Genomic DNA, 20,413 nt, shown 5'->3' on the forward strand with positions numbered 1-20,413 from the left:
CGGAACCCACACCGACCAGCACCCGTACGGCAGTTGACGCCGTCGGCGGGTCGGCACCGGCACGCCGAAATCGAGAAGGAGCTGTCCGCCGTGAAATCGCACCGCCGGGCCCTGGCCACCGCGGCCACCGCACTGGCCCTGGCCGCCACCGCCCTCGGAACCGTCCCCGCGTTCGCGGCGGAGCAGGGCGCCGACGCCACCAGGAACGCCACCAAGAACGTCGACTACCTGGGCCGGACGTTCGCGATCCCCGCCGACTGGCCGGTGATCGACCTGTCCGCCGACCCCCGCACCTGCGTCCGCTTCGACCGGCACGCCCTCTACCTCGGCGCCCCCGGCGCGGACCAGGACTGCCCGTCCCACCTGATCGGCCGCACCGAGGCGCTGCTGGTCCAGCCCGCCGCCGGCGAACCGGCCGGCACCACCGTCAACGAGACCGGGCACGAGATCGACGCCGCCGACGGGACGGTGCGGATCACCGCCGGCTACGACACCGACCGGGCGCTGGTCACCGGCATCCTGACCGGTGCCGCGATCCCCGCGAAGGCGCCCGCCAAGGCCGCCACCCTGGGGGCCAAGGCGCTGACGGCCGCGGCCGTACCGGCGACCAGCACCAACTACACCGGCAAGGGCTTCGACGCCTGCGCCGCCCCCAGCAGCTCCCTGATGGCGGGCTGGATGGCCGACTCGCCGTACCGTGCCGTCGGCATCTACATCGGCGGCTCCAAGCGGGGCTGTCCCCAGCCCAACCTGACCCCCGGCTGGGTGAGCCAACAGGCCGCCGCGGGTTGGCACTTCATGCCGCTGTACGTGGGCCTGCAGGCCCCCGACATCACCTCCCCCGCCGGCCAGGGCGCGGCCGCCGCCGACGACGCGATCAACAACGCGGTCGCCCTCGGCTTCGGCCCCGGCAGCGTCCTCTACTACGACATGGAGGCGTACTCCTCGGGCTACAGCAGCAAGGTGCTGGCCTTCGAGTCGGCCTGGACCGAGCGGCTGCACGCCCGCGGCTACCTCTCCGCCATCTACAGCAGCTCGGACAGCGGCATCGCCGACCTGGCGAACCACATCTCCGGCTACACCATGCCCGACGTGGTGTACTTCGCCCGCTGGGGCCGTCCCGCCGACACCAACGACCCGGCGATTCCCGCCTCGTACTGGGCCGGCCACCAGCGGGTGCACCAGTACTCGGGAAACGTCACCGAGAGCTACCACGGCTACTCGCTGGAGATCGACGCCGACTACCTGGACGTCCAGGTGGCCCAGGAACCCACCGTGCCGGCCGGTGTGATCTACCACAGCATCGTTGCCGGGAACGGGAGTTGGGCCGGGTTCGGGGCGCTCGCCGGGGTGGGCACGCCGACCATGCTGGCCCGCGAGAGCGCCATCACCGGAATGCCGGACGGCACCGCGCAGGTGGTGGGAATCGGCAGTGACGGCAACGTGTACCACGAGGCCCGGCTCACCGACGGGACGTGGAGCGGCTTCGCGCCGCTGGCCGGGGTCGGCACGCCGACCATGCAGGCGAGCAAGGTGGCGATCGCCGGACTGCCGGACGGCAGCGCCCAGGTGGTGGCGATCGGCAGCGACGGCAACGTCTACCACGAGATCCGCCTCCCGAACGGGAGTTGGAGCGGTTTCGCGCCGCTGGCCGGGGTCGGCACGCCGACCATGCTGGCCCGGGAGGTGGCCATCGCGGCGATGCCGGACGGCACCGCGCAGGTGGTGGCGGTCGGCAGCGACGGCAACGTGTACCACGAGGCCCGGCTCACCGACGGGACGTGGAGCGGCTTCGCGCCGCTGGCCGGGGTCGGCACGCCGACCATGCAGGCGAGCAAGGTGGCGATCGCCGGAATGCCGGACGGCAGCGCCCAGGTGGTGGCGATCGGCAGCGACGGCAACGTCTACCACAACACCCGTCTGACCAACGCGGGTTGGGCCGGATTCGCGCCGCTCGACGGAGTCGGCACGTCGAAGATGCAGGCCTTCGAGGTGGCCATCGCCGGCCTGCCGAACGGGACTTCGCAGGTGCTGGCGATCGGCAGCGACCACCAGGCGTACTCCCGGATCCGGCTCACCGGCGGCAACTGGACGGCCTTCCAGGCCATGGCCGGACACGACGGCGCCGCGACCTTCCCGGCCCGGCGGGTGGCGGTCGCCGCGATGCCCGACGGCTCCACCCAGGTGCTCGCCACCACGCTCTGACCCCCCTCGGCCGCGGCGGGCCCAAGGTCCCGGGCCCGCCGCGGCCCACCCCAAAAAGCTTGCTCCACCAGTCTGGACGGCCCATCGGGCGTCCATCTTCCAAGGAGTTCCACATTATGGAAATCGCACACAAGTTCGGTAAGGCCGGTCTGGCCGCCATGGTCGCCGCCGGCGCCCTGACCACCTTCGCGGCCGGCTCGGCGCACGCCGACGCGGCCTCCATCGTCAGCATCGCGAACAGCCAGCTCGGGCAGGGCCCGTGCAGCATCGGCGGCAGCGGGTACTACCCCCCCAACAAGAGCGGCAGTTCCTGCGACGGAGCGGGCCACAAGCGCGAGTCCTGGTGCGCCGACTTCGCGGCCTGGGTCTGGGGCCGCAGCGACGTCGCCTTCGCCAATGAACTGTCCTCCGGCGCCGCCAGCTTCTACGACTACGGCGTCAAGCACGGCACCCGGCACAGCACCCCGCAGGTCGGCGACGCCATCGTGTGGGACTTCAACTCCGCCACCGACTGGGCCTCGCACGTCAACCTGGTGACGGCCGTCAACGGCAGCTCGATCACCGTGGTCGGCGGCAACCAGAGCAACAGCGTCACCACCTACACCATCAACAACGCCGGGATCGGAAGCACGTCGTCCACCGGCCAGCGGATCAGCGGCTTCATCTCCCCGATCTTCAACGGCACCACCAGCAACCCGTCCAACCTGCCGGCCGGCACCCTGGTGAAGTCCGCCTCCAGCCCGACCGTCAAGGTCATCGTGGGCGGCGCCGGCCTGGCGATCCAGGGCTCCGACGTGGACGCCGACCACTACGACCTCAGCAAGATCGTCACGGTCGGCGACGCCGCGTTCAACGCCCTGCCCGCCGTCCCGCCGAATGGAACCGTCGTGATGGACCAGTCCGGTACCGACAACTCCCGCTTCGTGGTCGTCGACGGCGTCGCCCTGAACATCGGCGGCGACGACTGGGTCTCGGGCGGCTACAGCACCAAGCCGCAGATGGGCGTACCCACCTCCTGGCTGCGCGACGCCACGCAGCGCACCCTGGGCACCGGCGTGGTCGTGCTGGACCAGTCGGGCGCCGACAACAGCCGCTACGTGATGGTCCGCGGTGCCGCGCTGCCGATCTCCGGTGCCGAGTGGGACAACGGCGGCTACGCCGCCCGCCCGTCGGCCGGCGTTCCCGCCGCCTGGTTGAAGGCGGCCGTCGCCAAGCCGGTGCCGGACGGGACCGTGGTGATGGACCAGAACGGCGCCGACAACAGCCGTTTCGTGATGGTCGGCGGCGCGGCCGCCGCCATCTCCGGCGCCGAGTGGGAGAACGACGGCTACAACGACCGCCCGCTGATGGGCGTCCCCGGTGCCTGGCTGGGCCGGGCAGCCGCGGCCAAGCCCGCCGACGGAGTGCTGCTGAAGGGCGAATCGGGCGCCGACTCGTCGGTGTACGTCACCGCCAACGGCTCCGCCCTGCCGCTGACCGTCCCCGAGTACAACAACGTCTGGGCCAACCGCCCGACCACCGGCGCCCCGGAGCGGTGGCTGGGCTGGCTCGTGGCCAAGCCCCTGGCCAACGGCACCGTCATCACCAACGCCAGCGGGCAGGAGAGCACCCGCTACGTGATGGCCGGCGGCAAGGCCGTCCCGCTCGGCGCCGCCGACTTCGCCGCGCTCGGCTACGACCAGCAGCCGCTGCGCGGCGTCCCCGGCACCTGGGAGGCCACCGCGGCCGCCAAGTCCGCCCCGGCCGACGGCACCATGCTGCTGTCGCCCGACAACACCACCGTCTGGCTGGTCGTCAACAACGGCCACAAGCGTCCGATGACCCCGTCCGAGTTCGGTGACGGCGGCTACTCCTTCCTGGACGTGGTCCGCGTCCCGACCGCCCTCACCGCCGCCCTGCCGGGTGCCTGACATCCCCCGCAACCCGCCGGCCCCCGGCCGTGGCACCCGCCACGGCCGGGGGCCGGCCCCGTGTGCCGGGGAAGGCTCAGGACAGCAGCAGCGGCATGTCCCAGTCGTGCGGGGTGCCGCCGCAGGCGTAGGAGTCCAGGGCGAGCGCCACGCCCGCGGCGCCGTCCAGGTAGCCGGAGACGTCGGAGGCGAACGGCTTCGAGGTCATCGAGAAGCGCAGGCCGAACGGGACGCCGGGGTCGAAGGCGTCGACCAGCCGGGCGGCGATCAGGTCGCGCCGCTGCTCGATCCGCGGGTCCGCGAAGTACTCGTTGAGGCGGCCGAGTTGGTGCAGCGCGCCGGCCCAGCCGTGGCAGATCGCGTGGTCGGCGATGCCCCAGTCGTCGATCGGGACGGCGAGCAGCCGCTCCACCGAGTCCCGGGCGGCCGCCGTCCAGTCCGGGCGGTCGAGCACCGCGCCCGCCACCTGGAGGGCGCGCGAGACGCCGGGCGCGCCGTAGCACCAGGCCGGCCAGCCGGCGGGCTTGCGCCAGGCGTCCGGGCCGGCCAGGTACGCGGGGAGGTCCAGGTGGTTCGGCCAGTACGGGCCGTGCTCGTCGCGCACCGCCCAGCGCAGCAGCAGCGCGGCGATCCGCTCCATCGCCTCCCGGTGGCCGGGCAGCCGGACGCCGTCGCGCCAGGCCAGCGCGAGCAGCATCAGCGGGCCCGCGACGCCGTGCGACAGGCCCAGGTTGAGGTGGCCGTCGGGCATCAGGTGCTCGGAGCCGATCCGCGGCGCGTCCAGCGACCACCAGCGCGGGACGCGCACCCCGCGGTGCTCGGTCTCGCCGCAGCCCAGCTCGATCAGGTAGCCGAGGACGCGTTCCAGCTCCTCGCCGCAGGTCTCGGCGCGCGCCAGCAGGTACCGGCCGACGCCGGTCATCCCGCGCACCACCTCGTAGTGGCCGATGGTCTCCAGCGGGCCGTCCGGCACGGCGGGCAGCGCGGTGTGCACCAACTGCCGCTGGTAGGCGTCGAGTCGGTGCAGTGCGGTGGTGTAGCCGCCGGTGGCCCGGTTGGCGACCAGCACGGCGAAGGCCAGCGCCCCCGGGCCCTTGAAGATCCCGCTGGGCGTGGTCTCGCCGTCGGCGGCGGCCCGGGTGGCGACGGCGAGCCAGCCGTGCGCCCGCGCCACCCGCTCCGGGTGCGGCCGGGCCCCGCCGCTGAACGCCAGCGACAGGCCCGGACTGCCGCTGCCGAGCGTCAGCTCCACCCACACCCCCTCCGCGACCCCGCTGTCGTTCGCCTCGGCCGGGATCCGGGTGGCGGCCATGGTCGCGGCCGGGTCGGCCAGCCGGTCGAGAATCCGCTCGGAGACCGTCCCGGCGGCTTCGCGCAGCGACGACGTGGCGGGGGGTTCGGTGACGGTCATCGGGCGCTCCGCAAGGTGAAGTGAACGGTGGGGCAGGAGAGTTGTGCCGGCTTCAGGCGCGTCCGGCGGCGTTGGCCCGACGGCCCAGCAGGCTGCGGGCGGCGCCCCGCAGGACGGCGTAGCCGCGGGACTCGGCAGCCCGGTCGATGCCGAACAGCCGGTTGTGACGGATGTGCAGCAGCGACATCAGGGCCTCGTCGCGGTCGGCCTCCGGTGCGGCGAGCACCAGCCGGCCGTACGCGCGCGGGGCGGGGGAGTCCGTCCAGACGGCGGCCAGGGCGGGCACGCCGAGGAGTTCGGCGGCGTGCCGGGCGGCGTCGCCGGGGCGGATCAGCCGGTCGGTCAGGGCGCGGTGGCGCTGGTAGAGCTGGTGGTCGGGGGTCTTCTCCAGCAGGTGGTCGACCCAGCCGCACCAGTCCCAGTCGCCGAGCGAGTCCAGCAGCACGGCGTGGCCGACGGCGGCCAGCACCTCGTCCGGCACCGCGGCCGCCCCCGCCCGCCGGGCCTGCAGCTGGACGATCGCCGACCGGCTGTCCGTCAGGAACAGTTCCTCGGCGGCCCGCAGCGCGTCCGGCCCGAGGTAGCGGTCGGTCTCCGGCCGGTACACGTCCAGCGCCATGGTGCGCAGCGCACCGGTGTCGATCAGCCGCCGGACGTGCCGGCCGAGGGTCGGCAGGACGCGTTCGGCGAGGACGGCCGGGTCGCCGTGCAGGCGCAGCCGCAGGTGCGGTTCGGGGTCGCGGTAGCGCAGGAAGAACCAGCGGTCGACGTCGCCCTCGACGTCGGCGAGCAGCCGTGGCAGGTGCTCGGCCAGCAGCGTCTCGTGCGCGGACGGGTCGGCGTACAGCTTCGCGAACAGCCAGTCCTCGCCGGGCAGATGGACGCGCGTCGGGGCCGGCCGCGGCGCGGAGCGGGCGATCGGCCGGCGGGCGTCGGAGGCCGGCTCCGGTGTCGGGGCGCGGAACAGCGGGACGACGATCTCGGTGCTGTGCCCGTGGTTCCAGCCGAGCCCGGCGCCGTCCGCGGTGAGGTCCTGGACGAGCTGGAACCTCGGTTCGGGGGCGGTGAGTTCGGCGCGCAACAGCTCGGCGTCCCAGCTCTCCCGCAGGTCGATCGGGAACATCCGGTCGTTGCTGGCGATCTGCAGCCGGTCGGGCACCCGGTAGCGTTCGCGCCACTGCCGCAGGCCCTCGGCCCAGGCGGCCGGCCCGGCGGTGCGGGCGGCGTCGCGCAGACGGCGGCCGGGCAGCCAGCGGCGCGGCGCGGCGAGCACCCGGCCGTGGCGGACGGCGGGCAGGTACGGCAGGGTGTCCAGCCCGGCCCAGTCCCAGCCGGACCACACCCGGGGGCGGGCCGCGACCAGATCGGACAGGAAACGGGCGACCGGCGGGGCCTGGGCGTCCAGGGCGAGCATGTGCGGGAAGACCGGCACCACCGGACGGCCCGACCCGGGGTGCAGCAGGCGCAGCCCGTCCTCGCCGGCGGCGACCAGCAGGGTGCGCCAGTCCAGGCAGTGCGGGTCGCCGCGGTCGGCGGGCACCCCGATCGGCAGGCGGTGCGGCAGCAGCTGCGGGACCTGGACGATGTTCAGCGACCGCGGGTCGCGCGGGGCCAGCTCGACCTGGACGGGCAGCACGTCGTCCCCGGCGGGCCCGGCGGCGAGCGCGGCCAGGCCGTCGGTCAGGCCGGTCAGCTCGGCGAACCGGCCGGCGGTGGCGCCCGCCGTCCAAGAACCGATGTGCGGGCTGCCGAGCAGCAGGAACTCGCCGCGGTCGATCGCGGCGGTGGAGTCGGCGAGCAGCTGGAAGCAGAGCTCCAGGGTGCGCGGCGGGCGGGTGCTGCCCGGGGTGTGGCCGGCGGCGTCGGCGAGGCGGGCGATGTCGGCGTCGTCCAGCACCACGTCCCGGCCGGACATGACGGCCTGCTGGACGAGTTCGGCGACGGCGTTGCGGCGCGGCCGGTCGGCGTCGTCGCCGGGCCCGGACCGGGAGTGCGCGGGCAGCGCGCCGCCGTACTCGGGCGGCAGGCCGAGGCCGCGGTGCGGGTCGGCCAGGTCGCCCAGCGGGACGGCGCTCGCGGTGCCGTAGTGCTCGATGAACCGGTCACGGTAGTCGCGCAGGTGCTCCAGGGTGGTCCACTCGGGCGTGATCGCCCAGATCGCCTCGGCGTACCGGCGCACCTCCTCGCCGACCGCCTCCGGCAGCACCAGGTCGGCGGGCATCCGCAGATCGACCTGGACGGGCGGCCGCTCGCCGGCCCGATCGGCCGGGTCCAGCCTCCGGACCTCGCCCAGCAGGGCCCGCCAGGACGCCAGGCCCTCGCCGGGACGGTCGCGTTCGTGGACGGCCGCGGCCGCGCGGACGGCCCGCAGGCCCTCGGCGGCGCCCGGCACCGCCCCGTCCACGGCGGCCTCGATCCGGGACAGCAGCGCGTCGTCGACCCGGTGCGGGGTCAGCGAGGTGAGCAGGAAACCGTGCTGGACCAGCCCGGCCAGCACCGCGTCGATCCGTTCGGCGGACAGCTGCGGGAAGCGCCCCGCCAGGTCGTCCAGCAGCGCGCCGTAGCCGACCGGCCGGGCCGTCAGCTCCCGCACCCGGGCGACCAGCGCGTTGTCGCGCACCGAGATCTCGCGTTCGCCGGTGTGCCGCAGCAGCCGGCCGTCGCGCAGCACGGACAGGTCGTCCAGCACCACCTCGACCCGGCGGCGCACCTCCGGCACGGCCATCCAGGCCAGCACCCGGCGGTGCAGCCAGCCGCCGTCCAGCCGCACCCGGACCCGGGCATCCCCGGTCGGCGAGGACTTCGCGGCGGCCCCGAACGTCGCCCGGCCGACCCCCGCGAACAGGCCGAACGGCGTCGGCCGACCGCCCGAACGGCGGGCGTAGCGCGTCAGGGTGCGGGCGGCGCTGACGGTCCGCTTGCGGCCCAGCGCCGCCGCGCCGTCGGGCTCGCCCAGGCGCTGCAGGCTGAGCGCGAGGCTGCCGCTGGCGACCTCGACGGCCTGCCGCAGCAGCGGGTCCCCGGCCAGCCGGCGCACCCCCGGCACCGGGTCGTCCGGGTCGATCCGGGCCTCGCCGCCCGTCCGGGGCGTACTGGCCATCCGCACCAGCACCGGCTCGCGGATCTCGAACAGGTCCTGCTCTGCGCGCACGTTCGTGGTGCCCCTCAAGGTCGGATACAGCGGCTGGGAGACGAAGAGACGCGGGGCGGGCCGCAGCCCGCCCCGCGTCGGTGCTTCACCGACGTGACGTCAGCAGCAGACCGGGCAGCGGGTGCCGATCGCGTAGCTGCTGGGCGAGGTGTAGGTGCCCTGGCCGAACGCCTGGGTCTCCTCCGAGACCTCCGCGATGCGCAGGTCGAGGTCGAGGTCGGTGTCCTGAACGAGAATCTCGTTACGCATGGTCCCCTCCAGAGGGCTCGTCGGTCCGGCCGGCACGGAGTCCCGGCCGCAGCACCGGCTGTGAACGTTCGTTCGCATTCGGTGCCGGGGCCAACTTTTTCCCGGCTTCCCACCATGCGGTGAGTGCCGTCCTGGCCAACCTGGCGGCACCTGCCCGCCGCGCGATCGCCGGACGCCCCCGCGACCCGCGCGACCTGCGGCTCGCCGTTCGTCGTGCCACCGAACAGTCCTGGCCGGGACGGTGCGCACGCCGTCCATTTCCGATCGGCCCTTCGGCGGCCAGGTTTCAGCAGCGAAATCCGTGAACACTGCTGCTCCCGCGCGGTGGGAATGATCCCTCTGGGGCTCGTGGGGCAGGAGTCCATGACACGTTCGACGGGCGTTCACCGTTTTGACTCAAACTTTGCCGCCGACGGCCGAGAAACGATCAGCCGACCGCCCCGGACCCACCTGCCCGACCCTCCGGAGCCTCCGCCGCCACCCGGTGTACGAACGTCGCCGTCAGGAACGCCACCACCGCGCAGACGATCACCAACGGCATCGAATCCGCCGCCTGATCACCCAGCAACGACGACGCCAGCACCGTGCTCGTCACCGGCAACCGCGTCACCGCCGCACTGCTCGCCGCCAACCCCGCCGCCAACCCCGCCGCCACCCCCAACCCCGGCAACCCGCCCACCGCCACCCCCAGCGCCGCCCCCAACAACACCGCCGGAAAGATCGGCCCACCCCGCAACGACCCCAGCGCCACCCCCCAACCCAGCCCCTTGAACACCACCAACGCCACCAACGCCCCCACCGGCCACGCCTGCGGATCCGCCGCCAACTGCCCCAACGTCGCCTGCCCCGACAGCGCCGCCTCCTCCGGCGACCGGCCCGTCACCACCGCGTACCCCGCCACACACAACCCCACCAGCACTGCGCAGATCACCGTCCGTGCCGCCGTCCGCTGCGCCGTGAACGCCGCGAACCGGTGGCCCAGCGTCTGCCCCGCGACGATCACCACCGCGATCACCACCGCCAACGGCACCCCCCACAGGAAATCCGCCGCATCCGGCAGCGACGCCTTCGGCACCGACGGCAGCGTCAACGCCCCGATCGTCAGCCCCGTCCAGTGCCCGAACCCCGTGAACACCAGCGCGCCCACCCCCGACGACAGCAGGCACGGCAACAGCAGCAACGTCAGCTGCGGCCCGCCCAGACCCGCCGCCTCGATCATCATCACCGCCGCCACCAGCGGACTCCCGAAGATCGTCGAGATCGCCGCCGTCGACCCCGCCGCACCCAGCATCGGCGCCAGCCGCGGGCTCGCCGCCCGCCGCGCCCGCCCCACCGTCAGCAACGCCAGCCCACTGCCCACCGCCATCAACGGCGCCTCCGGACCCAGCACCGCACCCAACGGCAACGCCGCCAACGCCGCCAGCACCACCGACGGCACCTCCACCGGCAACGTCGGCGGCCCACCCATCCCGTGCACCGGCACATGCCCGCCCCGCCCCGGCATCCGGGTCACGATCGGCGCCAGCAACAGACCCGCCAACGCCAACGCCGGCAGCGGCCACCACCACGGCGCCCGCCCGTACCCCAGCGCCTCCGGCGCCGACTCCCACACCCAGTGCTGCAACTCGTGCTCCAGGCCGACGAAGCCGAACGCCGCCAACGAGACCGGCACCCCCACCAGCGCGGACACCAGCAGCAGCCGCCCGTAACCCGGACTGCGGAGCAGCGCACGAATCCCCGGCGCCGAGTCCGGGCCGGCGGCCTGCTCTGCCATCTGCGCTCCCTGCCTCGCCCGGACACACGTCCTCCGACCGTCCTGCGGCCCGGCCGCCCCGGCCAGCCGGGCGCGCCGAACGGGCGAGACCCCGCTCGCGCGGGGAGCCCGCTCGCCGCGCCGGTCGTACCGTGGACCGAGGGGGCAGCCACCCGGGGGGACCGACCGACCCGAGGAGAACGCGATGCCCGGCTCCATGACCATCGGCCACACCGACGCACTCGTGATGCTCAGCCACCAGGACGCGGAACGGCTCTCCGCCGTCCTGTCCGGACTCTCCCGCCTCGCCGCGACGGGACAACTCCCCGCCCCCGCGACCGCCGCCCTCTCCGGCGGCGACCCCCCGGACCGCGCGGAACTCGCCACCTGGTGCCACAACCTCTCGGAGTACCTGCGCGATCACCTCTGAGACCGGCAGACCAGCGGGCGCGAGCCCCGGGGGGAGCGCAGCTTTCGCCCCCGGTTTCGCGCCCGCGCATCCTCTCCCCGGTAGGTTTGGGCCCATGGAGCTGTCGTGGGTGACCGTGGACACGCCGTTGCCGAGTGGGGCGATGAAGTTCGGGGTGACGGCGGACGGCGTGGCGGCGGCGACGTACGCGGGGGACGTGTTCGCGGGGCGTCCGGTCGGAGTGCCGGAGTGCGAGGACGCCCGCAAGCGGTCGCTGGTGGAGAACCGGGTGGGCGAGTACTTCGCAGGCGAGCGGCGGGAGTTGGGGCTTCCGATCGACTGGCGTTTCGCGACCGGCCCCCATCTGACCGTCCTGCGCTGCCTGTTGACCGAGGTCGGCTACGGCAGAAGCATCACCTACGGCGAACTCGCCGCCCGCAGCGGGGTGTTCGAGGGTCAAGCCGAACCGGGGATCCCCGCCCGGACGGTGGGCCAGATGATGGGCGCCAACCCGCTGCCGCTGCTGGTGCCGTGCCATCGGGTGGTCGCGGCCGACGGCCTGGGCGGTTTCGGCGGCGCGTGGCACGGGGTGGAGGTGAAGCGGTGGCTGCTCACCCTGGAGGGCGTCCTGCCGCCGACCCTGGACTGGTCCGGGCCGGCGGACTGAACCGCCGTCCGCGGCTCAGCGGGTGAGCAGACCGTCGATCCGCTCCAGCGCGGGCGCCGCGGCCTGTCGCGGCAGGATCGCCTGGATGCCCGACACCAGGGTGTAGTCCCCGAGCGCGAGTTCGTCCACCGCGGGCAGCAACGGCCGTTCGCCGAGCGCGAGTTCGAGCGCGGCGGCGGGCAGGTTCAGCCCGCAGAGCCGCAGTTGGTGAAGCCCGCCGGACGGCCGCGTGTTGATGTCGAGCACCACGGGCCGACCGCCCGGCTCGTGCCGGAACTGGACGTTGGAGACGTGCCCGACGCCGAACCGTTCGACCAGCCGGCGGGCCGGCTCCAGGTAGCAGGGGCCGACGGTGAAGCTCCGGCGCCGGCCCTGCTTGGTGCGGCCGACGGCGGCCAGCAGCCGCCCGTCCTGGTCGGCGAGGCAGTCCACCGACACCTCGGGGCCGTTCAGGTAGGGCATCACCAGCAGGTCGGCGGGCGCGGTGGAACCCCTCAACGCGGCCAGCACCAGGTCGAGTTGGACCCTGGCGTCGACGTACCCGGCGAGTCGGCGGAGGTTGAACGGTTCGCGGGTGAGGATCCGGAAGCCCTCGCCGCCCGCGCCGCTGGCCGGCTTCAGGCAGGCGGTCGCGCCGGTGGCCTCGATCTCCTCGACGGCGACCAGCAGTTGGGCCGCCGTGTCGGCGTGCCGCCACAGCGGGGTGGGCAGGCCGGCGGCGTCGAGGGCGCGGTAGCCCTCCGCCTTGCTGTCGAACAGGGCGATCGCGGACGCGGGCGGGCAGATCAGCGCGGTGCCGAGCGCCTCGAACTCCCGGCGCCGCAGCGATATCGCCAACTGGTGCAGGCGGGGGAGGAAAACGTCCACCGCGTGCCGGGCGCAGAATTCCAGCGCGAATTCCACGTAGTCCTCGGCGGAGAGCCCGTCCGGTTCCAGCAGCCCGAGGTCGGCGGCGGCGAGCACCGGCGAGTCGGGGTCGACGTGGGTGGCCAGGACGTGCACCGGGCGCGGCGCGGACCGCAGCAACTCGATGAAGAACACGTTCTCGGCGTAGGTGCGGTTCAGCCAGACGCGGACGGGCGCGGTCAAGAGAGGTCTCCCCGGAGAAGGGCGTGCCAATGGGAGGTCGTCACCGACCGGTTCGCCTGCGCTGAGGCGGCGCTCACCTGCGGTGTGGGGGCCACCTTAGCGCTGTTCCGGAGCGATTCGAACAGTGGGGCGGTGAGCTGCGCGGACACCTCGAAACCGGGTGTCCGGAAGGGGTGTTGGGGGCGCGTGGAAGCCCACCGGGAGGCTCGCGCGGGTCGAACGATGATCGATCCAGTGCGCTGGTCGCACTATTCGGCTCGCACACCTGAATCACCCGCACGAGTGATTGCCGGAGCACCTGATCGACCGTCAGCATGGTTGCCGCCAACCGCCGTCGAAGCGATCACGAGGCCCTCGGAAATGACGACCGAAACCACCGCCGGAACTCCCCAGACGAGGCCGCAGAGCAGCCTCTCGGTGGCGGCCGCCAAGAACCTCGCGTCGACCACCAAGTCGGCCCCGCAGATGCAGGAGATCAGCAACCGCTGGCTGCTGCGCGCCCTGCCCTGGGTCGAGGTCGACGGCGGCACCTACCGGATCAACCGGCGACTGTCGTACGCGGTCGGCCGCGGCCGGGTCGGCTTCGCGCAGACCGGCCGCCAGGTCCAGGTCGTCCCGCCCACGCTGCGCGAAGTACCGGTGCTGCGCGGCTTCGAGGACGACGAGCTGCTCACCGAGCTGGCCGGCCGTTTCGTCCAGCGGGACTTCGCCGCAGGCGAGTTGCTGATCGAGCAGGGCCGCGAGATCGACGAGGTCTACCTGGTCGCGCACGGCAAGGTCGACAAGATCGGCACCGGCCGGTACGGCGACGCCACCGTGCTCGGCACCTTCGCCGACGGCGACCACATCGGCGACGAGGCGCTCACCGTCGCGGACCGCCGCTGGCCCTACAGCGTCAAGGCCGCCACCGCCGGCACCGTCATGGTGCTGTCCTGGCCCGCGTTCCAGGAGCTCGCGGACCGCTCCCCGGCACTGCGCGACCAGATCCTCGCCTTCATCGCGGACTCCCGGCTCCCGCAGAACCGCAAGGGCGAGGCGGAGATCGGCATGTCGGCCGGCCACGAGGGCGAGTACGAACTGCCCGGCGCCTTCGTCGACTACGAACTCGCGCCGCGCGAATACGAGTTGAGCGTCGCCCAGACCGTCCTTCGGGTGCACAGCCGGGTCGCCGACCTCTACAACAAGCCGATGGACCAGACCGAGCACCAGCTGCGGCTGACCGTCGAGGCGCTGCGTGAACGCCAGGAGCACGAGCTGGTCAACAACCCGGAGTTCGGCCTGCTGGCCAACGCCGAGTACAGCCAGCGGATCCAGACCCACTCCGGCCCGCCCACCCCCGACGACATGGACGAGCTGCTCTGCCGCCGCCGCAGCACCAAGTTCTACCTCGCCCACCCGAAGGCGATCGCCGCCTTCGGCCGCGAGTGCAGCCGCCGCGGCCTGTACCCGGAGACGGTGCAGGTGGACGGCAAGACGGTGCCGACCTGGCGCGGCGTCCCGATCTACACCTGCAACAAGATCCCGGTGGTGAACGGCTCCACCTCGATCCTGGCGATGCGTGTCGGCGACGACAACCAGGGCGTGATCGGCCTGCGCCCCGGCAAGCTGCCCGACGAGGTCGAGCCCGGGCTGAACGTCCGCTTCATGGGGATCGACGAGAAGGCGGTCGTCTCCTACCTGGTCAGCGCCTACTACTCGGCGGCGATCCTCGTCCCGGACGCCATCGGCGTGCTGGAGAACGTGGACGTCGACAACTGGCACGACTGACCGCGCGGCGGGCCCGCCGTCCCGGGCCCGCCCCGCCCACCGCCCCGGCACTCGGCCGGCGCGGAGATCCGCCCCGCCCCGCACCCGGGGCGGCCCCAGGGGGAGGACTCACCATGGCCATCACCGTGTCCGAACGCGGACAGCACAGCGAGGACACCACCGCGCTCCTCGACGGCACCCGCGACACCGCCGAAGCGCTCGCCCTGCTCGGCCGGGCCCGCACCGTCGTCGACCCGGCGCTGCGCGCCGCCGTGGACACCCTCCCGGACTCCATGCGGCAGATCGCCGGCTACCACCTCGGCTGGCTGGAGGCCGACGGCGTCCCGAGCGCGGCCGGGGCCGGCAAGGCGATCCGCCCCGCCCTGGTGCTCGCCGCGACCCAGGCCGTCGGCGGCCGCCCGCAGGACGCCGTCCGGGCCGCCGCCGCCGTCGAACTCGTGCACAACTTCACCCTGCTGCACGACGACGTCCTCGACCGCGACCACACCCGCCGCCACCGCCCCACCGCCTGGCGGGTGTTCGGCACCACCGGCGCGATCCTGGCCGGCGACGCCATGCACTCGCTCGCCCTGCGCGTCCTCGCCGAGGACCCCCACCCCGCCGCCGCGGCCGCCGTCCGCCGCCTCGCCGACTGCGTGGTCGAACTCTGCGCCGGCCAACAGGCCGACTGCTCCTTCGAACAGCGCTCCGACGTCACCCTCGCCGAGTGCCTCGCCATGGCGGAGAGCAAGACCGGCGCCCTGCTCGGCTGCGCGTGCGCCCTCGGCGCGCTGTACGCGGGCGCGGACGCCGCCACCGCCGACGCGATGGACGCCTTCGGCCGCGAGATCGGGCTCGCCTTCCAGCTGATCGACGACCTGATCGGCATCTGGGGCGACCCCGCGATCACCGGCAAGCCGGTCGGCGCGGACCTCGCCGCCCGCAAGAAGTCCCTCCCGGTCGTCCACGCCCTCTCCTCCGGCACGGCCGACGGCGCCGAACTCGCCGCCCTCTACGCCTCCGGCCGTCCCCTCAGCCCCGCCGAACTCGCCGCCGCCGCCGACGCCGTCGACCGCGCCGGCGGCCGGGCCTGGGCCCAGGGCGAGAGCTGCGAACGCATGGCCACCGCCATCAGCCACCTCGCCGTCGCCATCCCGGACCCGACCGCCACCGACGAACTGCTCGCCCTGGCAGAACTGGTCACCCGCCGCACCTACTAGAGGGGGGCGAATCCAAGGAGAGCACCACCAGGGGCGCGGGGGTGGACCCTACACCCTTGCAAGTGGTGAGAGCGCCTGATCAGAACAGAAAGAGCCCCCGCCCGGAGGTGGTGCTTCGGGCGGGGGCTCTGGCGTGTGTTACGGCTGGCCCAGGCTTGCCACGACGGGCTTGCACGGTGGGCAGGCCCAGTACTCAATGGGCGGGCCGCTGGGGCGTTCGGTGACGCTCGCAACGGTGAGATCCGGGTGCGCTTGGGAGCACAGGCAGCAGGTGCGGGGGGCGTCGCCAGTGGCGGTGTCGGTGGCCTGTGTCGTCATGCTGCCGCTCCTGTGAGGCCGTGGGCACCGTGGTGTCGGTGGCCGGTATCGGGCAGGTTCGCGACTGCTGTGTGAAGGGCGGCCTGGCGGGCGTACGCCTTCTCCATCTCGTCCAGTTCGGTGCGCCATGCGGCAGGGTCGACGTACGGCCGGACCATGGGGCTTTCGGGTGAGTGCTCGCACAAGGTGATGCGGCGTTCGGGACGGTCGGGCGTGGTGGGCTCGGCGGAGATGGTCTTGGTGGCGGAGTACCTGTGCCTGCCCCGGGTCGGCAGGACCAGACGCAGAAGTCCAATTAGGGCGGAGTGGATAAGGTCGAGCATGTCGGCAGCTCCCGTTTAGCTGTGCGGACAAGTGCCCCCGGTGGCCGGTCCTACGCGGCTGCCGGGGGCTGTTCGTTGCCGACGGTATCCAACCTGTCCATACCTGTCCATGGATATCCCTGGCTATGCCTGGCCATCCGTCGCGGATACGGTCGCAGGGTGTTCGAGTTCAGCCCGTCCCGCTCGAAGTGGGAACAGATTGCCGAGGTCATCGGCGGCCAGATCAGCGCCGGAGAACTGCTGCCGGACCACAAGTTGTCCGAGGTCGAGTTGGCCGGAACGTTCGATGTGGACCGCAAGACGGTTCGAAAGGCGATCGAGTCGCTGCGGGACAAGAATCTCGTCATCACCCGCCCCGGCATGGGCAGCTTCGTCACACACCCGGACCAGCGCTGAAACAGCTGCGCCCTGTCCGCCGGAATCACAGCGGGCAGGGCCAGAGCGGGACCACGCATTCATGGGCCCGGCATCTACGGCTCTCCTCACAGAGGCCGGGGCCCCAGCGGTCAGTACTGGCGCCCGGCCTGGCGGCCGGTGGCGGCGCGCAACAGCCTGCGGTACCAGGGAAGGCGAAGAGCCTTCCACATCGCCGCCACCTCGGGGCTCACGGTCGGCCGTCGCAGGTGCTTCCGGTTGTCGCACATCAGGTGGTCGAACTCCCCGCTCGCCAACGCATCGCGCAGCCCGGCAAGTTCGGCCGGACGCAGGCGCAAGAGGCGGCGATCGTCCTCGATGTGCCCCAGGACGAGCCAGCCGTCCTTGGCCTCCGCGATCACGACCCCTCGGATCTCGTCCTCGTCGTCCACGGCGGTTGCCTCCCAGTGCAAGCCCAAACCGAACGCTTCGCGGGGGTAGTACTCGACCAGCGCGGTCATGGTGAATCCTCGTCCTTCGTAGGTGTTCCGCCGATCTCAAGCCACACGTACTGCCAGCCCTCCGCCCTCCGGTGCCCGAACCGATCGGCCCGGCTCAGCACCGCGAGCAGGCCCACCGTCCGGCCCAGGTCGGGCGTCCCGCGAACTCGAACGGACACCCTCACCGCCCCGCCACGCGTCCACGTGATCGACGGACGTTCCCGGGTCAAGACAGCCAGTTCCGCGGCGAGTTCACCCGCCCTCGCCCGCGCAGCCCGCAACTCCTCGTCCGCCAGCGGATCATCCGACGTCTCGCGGCCCTCAACCACAACTCACCGGCCGAGAACCAGTCCGCCTCACCCAACACTCTTCGGCCGCTCCAGGCACCCACCCGGTAGGGCCGACCCCTACTCCCTGGGCGACTAGCCGAAGGCTCGGACTTACGAGCATTCGACAGCTCCCCGCGACCTGACATCAATTGACGTCCCACGGTGCGACCGCTGGTCGGGGGTGCGCATCATGTGCACACAGGCCCGTCCCTGCACCGCATCAAGGTTGTTGAACTCGACAGACACCGCTGCACACTGCGTACCGTCTTCGGACTCCCCCTGACATACCAAGGTGTAGGTGGGCGATTCGACGTCGCTGTCGGCGTCCGGGACCAACTTCCCTGGGATGCCGGACAGCACCCTTGCGTCGCGTACCTTCGCTGCCATTGGTAGTTCCTCCCGCCAAGTTGTCACCAGGATCTGGCAGCCGCCCAGGACGGTGAAACCTCCTGCGAAGGACACTCCAGAACGTCCCTCACGCGGTAGAACGTCCCTACAAGAGTCCGGGCTTGCGGGGAGGCAGGCGAAGTGCCGAACGACAGACTGAAAGCCGTCATGGAGTTGGGGGGTTGGACGTGCGCCGCCCTTGCGGAGAAGGCCGGCGTGGACACCAAGTCGGTTGAGCGGTGGGCGAATCAGAACCGGACGCCCCGGTTGGGGACAGCTCGTCTGGCTGCCGAAGCGCTAGGAGAAGACATGTTCGGCCTGTGGCCAAGTCTGTGGCAGCCACGCGCCGCCAGGGCGATAAGCCCCGAACTGGTGGCACTCTACGAGCAGCGCGCCGACCTACCGGTGTCCGTGTACATAGACCTGTTGGCGAAGGCCACAGAGCGCATTGACGTGCTGGTCTATGCCGCCGTCTTCCTCCATGAGGCGTACCCACGACTGAACGATCTACTTCGAGAGCGCGCCGCCGAGGGATGCACGATTCGGATCGCAGTTGGCGACCCCAACAGCGAGAACGTGAGACAACGCGGGGAGGAGGAGAAGTTCGGTCACGGCATCCAATCCCGTTGCAGGCTCGCCCTCATGCACTACCGGTCGCTGCTCGGCGCCCAAGGGATCGAAATTCGAACCCACGGGACCACGCTGTACAACAGCCTCTACCGGGCAGATGACCAGGTGCTGGTGAATGCTCATGTGTGGGGGGTCAACGCCTTCGGTGCCCCGGTCTGGCACCTGCGGCGGACCAGTGCAGGCAAGCTGTTCGACACCTACGCTGCAAGCTTCGATGCAGTGTGGAACGCGGCCCTGCCGGTTGAGGAGAACTGATCACGTGGTGCGCACCGAGTTCTACGACGATCCCGACGCGCCAGAGCCGAACCGTCTGGTGGTGGCGGCGTCCGCTGTGGTGACCGACGGTGAAGGGCGGATCCTGCTTCAGCGGCGTACCGACAACGGCCTGTACGCACTGCCGGGCGGCACGATGGATCTCGGCGAGTCGCTTCCGGGGGCGGCCGTCCGGGAAGTCCGCGAGGAGACCGGCCTTGACGTGGAGATCACCGGACTCGTCGGAACGTACACCGACCCACGACACGTGATCTCCTACTCGGACGGCGAAGTACGACAGCAGTTCAATGTCTGCTTCACCGCGCGCATCACGGGCGGGACACTCCGGATTTCCGATGAGTCGACCGATCTCCGGTTTGTGGCACCCGAAGACATCGGGGACCTGCCGATGCACCACACCCAGCAACTCCGGCTCCACCACTTCCTGGAGAATCGAACAACCCCTTATCTCGGCTGACGGAGGCCAAACAACAGAGGCCCCACCCCGGCCACCCGAAGAGGGAGGAAGGGGCGGGGCCTTTGTGGTTTCACGGGGTTCAGCCGTTGAGTACGTTCATCAGGCGGGCGGCGGCCTTGCCTCCGAACAGGGCGATGCCGCAGTAGAACTCGATGCGGGTTCGGAACACGGGCTTGTCGTGGGCCTCGCCGAGGTCGGTCACCTGGATGCCGCCGTTGGTCAGGCCGGTGACTCCCGCGTCGGCGTCGGAGCTGCCGAACCGGACGGCGTAGATATCGCCGGTCTCCTTGCCGCCCGTACCCGTGGTGAGCGGGAGGACGTCGGTGCCGTCGAGCTTCTGGCCGGGGTCGAGCATCGGGATGCCGTTCCACATGGTGACTTCCTTGCCATGGATCTGCGCGGTCAGCAGTTCCGAGCCGCCGAGCCGGCGGAACCCGGAACGGATCTTCGCGATGATCGCGGCGTTCATGTACAGCGCGCCGTTCTGGCTGGTGATCCCCTGCACCTGCGCGGTCACCGCGTCCAGGGCATCGAAGAAGTCATAGCCGCCGGAGACGGGCCCGGCGCCCTTGGCATCCAGGACCTGGCGGCCGATCAGGCGCTTGCGCAGACCGTCGAAGCCGAGCGGGTTCACCTGCGTGTCGCCGTTGAAGAACTGGTCGGAGAAGTGGACCGACGCGGCCTTGACCTTCATGGCCGCCTGGATCGCGCGCTGGTCGTTGATGTTGCCGCGGGTCTTGACGATGAACTTGTCGACGTCGCTGTCGCCGCCAAGGATCGCCAGGTTCTCGATACGCGGGCTGACCGCGCCCACGCTCTCCGGGTACGCCTCGTTGACCGCGCGGAACGACACCCCGGGCAGGGTGGACTCCTCGTTGTAGCGGAAAGCGTTTCCTTCGAACTGGATCAGCGGCAGCCGGTCGAGGATCGGCGATTCCTGGACGAAAGCTTCGACGACGCCTCGCTGAAGGTCGTCGGTCGAGAGCTTCGCGGACTCGGCAAGGGTGAGTGCCATGGTGGTGTTTCTCCTGA

Annotated in this window: 17 protein-coding genes; 9 read left to right on the top strand and 8 right to left on the bottom strand. The window is 72.1% G+C overall.

Features of this window, described 5'->3' with window-relative positions; all coding sequences use genetic code 11:
* Window positions 1-90 precede the first annotated feature (90 nt).
* Together AMK19_RS02510 and AMK19_RS02515 are read left to right on the top strand one after the other, a co-directional pair.
* Window positions 91-2,205 carry a glycoside hydrolase domain-containing protein gene (locus AMK19_RS02510; protein ID WP_143200016.1) on the top strand — a complete coding sequence of 705 codons (2,115 nt, stop codon included), beginning with the start codon at window positions 91-93 and terminating at the stop codon, window positions 2,203-2,205.
* Window positions 2,206-2,321: 116 nt separating this feature from the next.
* Window positions 2,322-4,115 carry a CHAP domain-containing protein gene (locus tag AMK19_RS02515; RefSeq protein ID WP_073807653.1) on the top strand — a complete coding sequence of 598 codons (1,794 nt, stop codon included), beginning with the start codon at window positions 2,322-2,324 and terminating at the stop codon, window positions 4,113-4,115.
* A gap of 76 nt (window positions 4,116-4,191) precedes the next feature.
* Here the strand turns inward: AMK19_RS02515 and AMK19_RS02520 are convergent, their stop codons facing one another.
* The 4 genes from AMK19_RS02520 to AMK19_RS02535 all read right to left on the bottom strand — a co-directional run bounded on the left by AMK19_RS02520 (window position 4,192) and on the right by AMK19_RS02535 (window position 10,700).
* Complete coding sequence (locus AMK19_RS02520) at window positions 4,192-5,526, bottom strand: lanthionine synthetase C family protein (RefSeq protein ID WP_073807654.1); 1,335 nt, start codon at window positions 5,524-5,526, stop codon at window positions 4,192-4,194.
* A 52-nt stretch (window positions 5,527-5,578) separates the two neighbouring features.
* The gene (locus AMK19_RS02525; RefSeq protein ID WP_083646495.1) at window positions 5,579-8,626 is read right to left on the bottom strand and encodes a lantibiotic dehydratase; all 3,048 of its coding nucleotides are present in this window, start codon (window positions 8,624-8,626) and stop codon (window positions 5,579-5,581) included.
* 150 nt (window positions 8,627-8,776) lie between these two features.
* Window positions 8,777-8,926 carry an SCO0268 family class II lanthipeptide gene (gene lanA / locus AMK19_RS02530; RefSeq protein ID WP_073807657.1) on the bottom strand — a complete coding sequence of 50 codons (150 nt, stop codon included), beginning with the start codon at window positions 8,924-8,926 and terminating at the stop codon, window positions 8,777-8,779.
* 427 nt (window positions 8,927-9,353) lie between these two features.
* Window positions 9,354-10,700 carry a chloride channel protein gene (locus AMK19_RS02535; protein WP_073807659.1) on the bottom strand — a complete coding sequence of 449 codons (1,347 nt, stop codon included), beginning with the start codon at window positions 10,698-10,700 and terminating at the stop codon, window positions 9,354-9,356.
* 184 nt (window positions 10,701-10,884) lie between these two features.
* Here AMK19_RS02535 and AMK19_RS02540 point away from each other — a divergent pair, with 184 nt between their 5' ends.
* Complete coding sequence (locus AMK19_RS02540) at window positions 10,885-11,109, top strand: hypothetical protein (RefSeq protein WP_073807661.1); 225 nt, start codon at window positions 10,885-10,887, stop codon at window positions 11,107-11,109.
* Window positions 11,110-11,203: 94 nt separating this feature from the next.
* Window positions 11,204-11,755 (top strand): methylated-DNA--[protein]-cysteine S-methyltransferase, encoded by a 552-nt coding sequence (locus AMK19_RS02545; RefSeq protein ID WP_073807662.1) that lies wholly within the window; start codon window positions 11,204-11,206, stop codon window positions 11,753-11,755.
* A gap of 15 nt (window positions 11,756-11,770) precedes the next feature.
* Here AMK19_RS02545 and AMK19_RS02550 read toward each other — a convergent pair whose 3' ends face one another.
* Window positions 11,771-12,844 (bottom strand): ATP-grasp domain-containing protein, encoded by a 1,074-nt coding sequence (locus AMK19_RS02550; RefSeq protein ID WP_073807664.1) that lies wholly within the window; start codon window positions 12,842-12,844, stop codon window positions 11,771-11,773.
* Between the two features lie 360 nt (window positions 12,845-13,204).
* Between AMK19_RS02550 and AMK19_RS02555 the strand changes: the two genes are divergently transcribed.
* On the top strand, window positions 13,205-14,611 hold the full coding sequence (locus AMK19_RS02555; protein ID WP_073807665.1) for a family 2B encapsulin nanocompartment shell protein: 1,407 nt from the start codon (window positions 13,205-13,207) through the stop codon (window positions 14,609-14,611).
* A gap of 113 nt (window positions 14,612-14,724) precedes the next feature.
* On the top strand, window positions 14,725-15,810 hold the full coding sequence (locus tag AMK19_RS02560; protein ID WP_083646444.1) for a family 2 encapsulin nanocompartment cargo protein polyprenyl transferase: 1,086 nt from the start codon (window positions 14,725-14,727) through the stop codon (window positions 15,808-15,810).
* A 314-nt stretch (window positions 15,811-16,124) separates the two neighbouring features.
* Here the strand turns inward: AMK19_RS02560 and AMK19_RS02570 are convergent, their stop codons facing one another.
* Complete coding sequence (locus AMK19_RS02570) at window positions 16,125-16,451, bottom strand: hypothetical protein (protein ID WP_073807668.1); 327 nt, start codon at window positions 16,449-16,451, stop codon at window positions 16,125-16,127.
* 159 nt (window positions 16,452-16,610) lie between these two features.
* On the opposite strand from AMK19_RS02570, the gene AMK19_RS02575 reads away from it, so the two are divergent.
* Window positions 16,611-16,847, top strand: a complete 237-nt coding sequence (locus AMK19_RS02575; protein ID WP_073807670.1) for a GntR family transcriptional regulator — start codon at window positions 16,611-16,613, stop codon at window positions 16,845-16,847.
* A gap of 110 nt (window positions 16,848-16,957) precedes the next feature.
* On the opposite strand, the gene AMK19_RS02580 is transcribed toward AMK19_RS02575, so the two are convergent.
* Window positions 16,958-17,326, bottom strand: a complete 369-nt coding sequence (locus AMK19_RS02580; RefSeq protein ID WP_073807671.1) for a hypothetical protein — start codon at window positions 17,324-17,326, stop codon at window positions 16,958-16,960.
* Between the two features lie 836 nt (window positions 17,327-18,162).
* Here AMK19_RS02580 and AMK19_RS02595 point away from each other — a divergent pair.
* Together AMK19_RS02595 and AMK19_RS02600 are read left to right on the top strand one after the other, a co-directional pair.
* Window positions 18,163-18,906 (top strand): helix-turn-helix domain-containing protein, encoded by a 744-nt coding sequence (locus AMK19_RS02595; RefSeq protein ID WP_073807674.1) that lies wholly within the window; start codon window positions 18,163-18,165, stop codon window positions 18,904-18,906.
* 4 nt (window positions 18,907-18,910) lie between these two features.
* Complete coding sequence (locus AMK19_RS02600) at window positions 18,911-19,381, top strand: NUDIX domain-containing protein (RefSeq protein WP_073807676.1); 471 nt, start codon at window positions 18,911-18,913, stop codon at window positions 19,379-19,381.
* 79 nt (window positions 19,382-19,460) lie between these two features.
* Here AMK19_RS02600 and AMK19_RS02605 read toward each other — a convergent pair whose 3' ends face one another.
* Window positions 19,461-20,396 (bottom strand): major capsid protein, encoded by a 936-nt coding sequence (locus AMK19_RS02605; protein WP_073807677.1) that lies wholly within the window; start codon window positions 20,394-20,396, stop codon window positions 19,461-19,463.
* Window positions 20,397-20,413 lie beyond the last annotated feature (17 nt).

The organism is Kitasatospora sp. CB01950 (assembly GCF_001905465.1).
Taxonomy (GTDB): Bacteria; Actinomycetota; Actinomycetes; order Streptomycetales; family Streptomycetaceae; genus Kitasatospora.